4 protein-coding genes and 1 pseudogene are annotated in these 2,978 nt (G+C 48.6%); all 5 read right to left on the reverse strand.

Annotation, left to right across the window (positions count from 1 at the left end; all coding sequences use genetic code 11):
- Positions 1-70: 70 nt before the first annotated feature.
- Positions 71-574 (reverse strand): GrpB family protein, encoded by a 504-nt coding sequence (locus IAE27_RS29105; RefSeq protein ID WP_200093406.1) that lies wholly within the window; start codon positions 572-574, stop codon positions 71-73.
- A 41-nt stretch (positions 575-615) separates the two neighbouring features.
- Positions 616-1,237 (reverse strand): annotated as a pseudogene (locus tag IAE27_RS29110) (IS1 family transposase).
- A 245-nt stretch (positions 1,238-1,482) separates the two neighbouring features.
- Positions 1,483-1,773, reverse strand: a complete 291-nt coding sequence (locus IAE27_RS29115) for a type II toxin-antitoxin system RelE family toxin (RefSeq protein ID WP_159762122.1) — start codon at positions 1,771-1,773, stop codon at positions 1,483-1,485.
- Positions 1,763-2,017, reverse strand: coding sequence for a type II toxin-antitoxin system RelB/DinJ family antitoxin (locus IAE27_RS29120; RefSeq protein WP_200093407.1), 255 nt, complete (start codon positions 2,015-2,017; stop codon positions 1,763-1,765). Before IAE27_RS29120 ends, IAE27_RS29115 begins: the two co-directional genes overlap by 11 nt.
- 157 nt (positions 2,018-2,174) lie before the next feature.
- Positions 2,175-2,885 carry a tyrosine-type recombinase/integrase gene (locus tag IAE27_RS29125; protein WP_200093408.1) on the reverse strand — a complete coding sequence of 237 codons (711 nt, stop codon included), beginning with the start codon at positions 2,883-2,885 and terminating at the stop codon, positions 2,175-2,177.
- Positions 2,886-2,978 lie beyond the last annotated feature (93 nt).

Genomic DNA, 2,978 nt, shown 5'->3' on the forward strand with positions numbered 1-2,978 from the left:
AGGTGAGCATATCACCTCTACTCAGGTGGCCAAATTCAGTGTGCCACTACAAACTCAATTTTTATAGCTCTCAGACATCCAGCGCCAGTCGTAGATGATGCTCTATAAAGCCCGCTTTGAGCGCGCTATAGCGATGGGCATTGTTCCTGCTGAGTAGTGCAGCAGAGTGTTTTACCTCAGCATACTGACCTGCAATGTCTCTGTTTTCTCTGAGATAGTCACGGAATGCAAGATGTCTTGATACCTGCATATCTCCGACTGCAAACGCGTGCACGTGATGACTACGCTGATCACCACCCTTGGTGAAGAATCTACGCCCCGTAATCCCGTTCTCACCGCAAGCGACATACCTGCCGCGAACCATTGCTGAGTTGTATGTATCCAGTTCATTGACATCGGAGACTTCCAGCAGTATGTCGATTACAGGCTTTGCTGAGAGACCTGGCACTGACGTACTGCCAATATGATGGACCCTTTTAACCACTCCGCCGAGCAATGTCCTTATCAGTAAACTTTCAGCCTCAAACATCTCAGGCCATTTATCATCGTATGGCACAACAATAATTTCCCGCATAAAAACGCCCTCTGCCCTGATTATTTAGGTAATGCATCCAATTAGTAGAACATGTATTTTTCGATAAAGCTCCGATCACTTTTTCATGAAGCTCAACAGAGCGTGAAAAACAGATGGTTTTACGAGCCAACCTCTTAATCCGGGTGCGGAGCGTCAGGTTATTACGCTCAATGCGTTGGGTGAATATTTTACCGGTCAGATGCTTATCTTTCGGCACCTCCCGGCAGGTTTCATCGGTTCGGGGACCAAACGTATAGGCCAGTACACCGCCTGTTTTGGTGTTGTATGCGTACCAGAGCCAGTGCTGTCGAGCTTTACTGCCAACGAAGCTCCACTGCTCATCGAGTTCACAGATAAGCGCCACATTAGCATAAGCCACCGGAGATGACGTTATTCGTCGTGGCGAGAGTTTTTTAAAGTCCGGATGACGGTATTGATACCGACTTTCAGCGTCCGGGCGGTATCGCGAACCCCGGCACCGTTGAAGGCCATTTCGGTGATGAGCTCTTTAACACCGGGCTTGCGGGCTTCGTATAAGTAAGTGAGCTGAAACACGCGGTGGCAGTGGCGGCAGCGGAACCGGTCGTGTCCGTTCGGGTACTGCCCGTGACGATAAACCCGAGCAGACTGACAACGGGGACAATGAACGGTAACGCTGGCCATAAGTAAACCTCAAAAGCGAGCATTATACATCGAATTCAACCAATTAGATGCATCACCCTGCAGACTGGTTAATCCAGACATCCCGCTACCGGCTTACACTGGTCAGGCCTGGTCCGGTAAAGGCGTTTCTGAATACCAGAGATATTTCTGGCGAAACCCACCTTAAGGTGGGTTTTGTTATGTATAAGCGTGATAGTTATTTTTTCTGACACCATGAATACAAATGCATTACATTTGTATTTCTTTTATAAAAGCCGTTTACGGGCCGTTTCATAGGCTTTTTCGTCTTCCCGTTTACCTACAGCGACCACCCATATAACAATCTCGTCATCGATAACCCTATAAATCAAACGAAAACCAGATGCTCTCAGCTTTATTTTAAAGCAGCCTGCCAGGTCACCATGCAGTCGGGCTGATTCCACATAAGGGTTTTGCTGAAGCTTTTTTAGCTTCTTTTTGAATTGCTCGCGGATCGTCTTTTCGAGCTTATTCCATTCCTTAAACGCCCTTTCGTCAAATTCAACATTAAAGGTCATCTACGTTAACCCTGATCCGTCTGGCCGGATTTTTCAGTCTTTCCCGAACGACTGCCAGAATATCAGCGTCTTCATCATCTTCGCTCACCATCACTGAAACTTCAGCAAAGGGGAGTTTTTCGTTCTCAGCGACATACCGCAGGAACAGACGAAGTGCATCTGAAGGCGAAAGATTCAGTTTTTCAAAGGCCCGATAGGCCTCTTTTTTCAGCTCGTCATCAACGCGGATCTGAATTGTGCTCATTGCTCGCACCCCGGTTATATTGTGTACAGTTATTATATATGCACTACAAACGTAATTACAAGTGTGGTGTGGCTTTTGACTAACCAGCACGCAATGGCCACCACCTTTTTTTGGGCGGCAGAACACTAATGAATGACTTATGTAATACATAAGTCATTCATTTTCGTGTCAGAAGATGGCGGTAATCACGGTGATCCAGCGAAAATGTGACACCCAGTTGTGGCGCCACGTCCAGCGCAAAAACCTTCAGATACACCTCCGTGCTTTCATAGCTTTCATGCCCCATATAGGCCTGGACGACTTTCGGTGGCACGTGGTTGAAAAACAGATGCATGGCAAAACTGTGCCGTAGCGTCTTTGGATTGACGGCCGGGAGCGCAAACTCAATCCCCTCTTCCCGGGCTCTGTCGATCGCCTGTTGCATCCACAGCCAGGCTGTTTTCCTGCTGACTGCAAACAATGGCCGTCGACGGACGGTTCTGAACGTGGCCAGATAGCGGCGAAGCTGATCGACATATGCGGCATCGAGCAGCGGCACTATCCTGGCTATTTTCTCATCCGCTGACAGTCGTCCCCTTCCCCGCTGGCGTTGTTTCAGTGTACGTAACCGGATGCAGGGGCGTGGACCATCAAGTTGCAGATCCTCCGGTGTGATGGTCAGGGCTTCAGTAATGTGGGCTCCGGTGTTCCACAGTGTGGCAAACAGCATACGCTGGCGCTCATCCTGCAGATAATGCAGTAATACGGCAACTTCGAGCGCCAGCAGATATTTAGGGAGATATGGCTGCAGCAGCGCCATACCACGCAGCGCGATGGCTGTTTCATAGTTCGTCGCAGGAACAGGGTTGTCGCCCGCTGTCATCAGCATTCTTTCCTCGTCCTTCCTTTTGTGTATTACATTAAGATTACTGGTAATGATTCCAATTTATTGGTAATGATTTATCGTCAGATAGTGCCCGAT

Origin of the sequence: Klebsiella sp. S69, assembly GCF_016516145.1 — a bacterium.
Lineage (GTDB): Bacteria > Pseudomonadota > Gammaproteobacteria > Enterobacterales > Enterobacteriaceae > Klebsiella > Klebsiella oxytoca.

Bases quoted from the DNA above. Each gene is read 5' to 3' on its own strand.
- IAE27_RS29115 (WP_159762122.1), bottom strand. From the start codon at position 1,773: ATGACCTTTAATGTTGAATTTGACGAAAGGGCGTTTAAGGAATGGAAT.
- IAE27_RS29120 (WP_200093407.1), bottom strand. From the start codon at position 2,017: ATGAGCACAATTCAGATCCGCGTTGATGACGAGCTGAAAAAAGAGGCC.
- IAE27_RS29125 (WP_200093408.1), bottom strand. From the start codon at position 2,885: ATGCTGATGACAGCGGGCGACAACCCTGTTCCTGCGACGAACTATGAA.
- IAE27_RS29105 (WP_200093406.1), bottom strand. From the start codon at position 574: ATGCGGGAAATTATTGTTGTGCCATACGATGATAAATGGCCTGAGATG.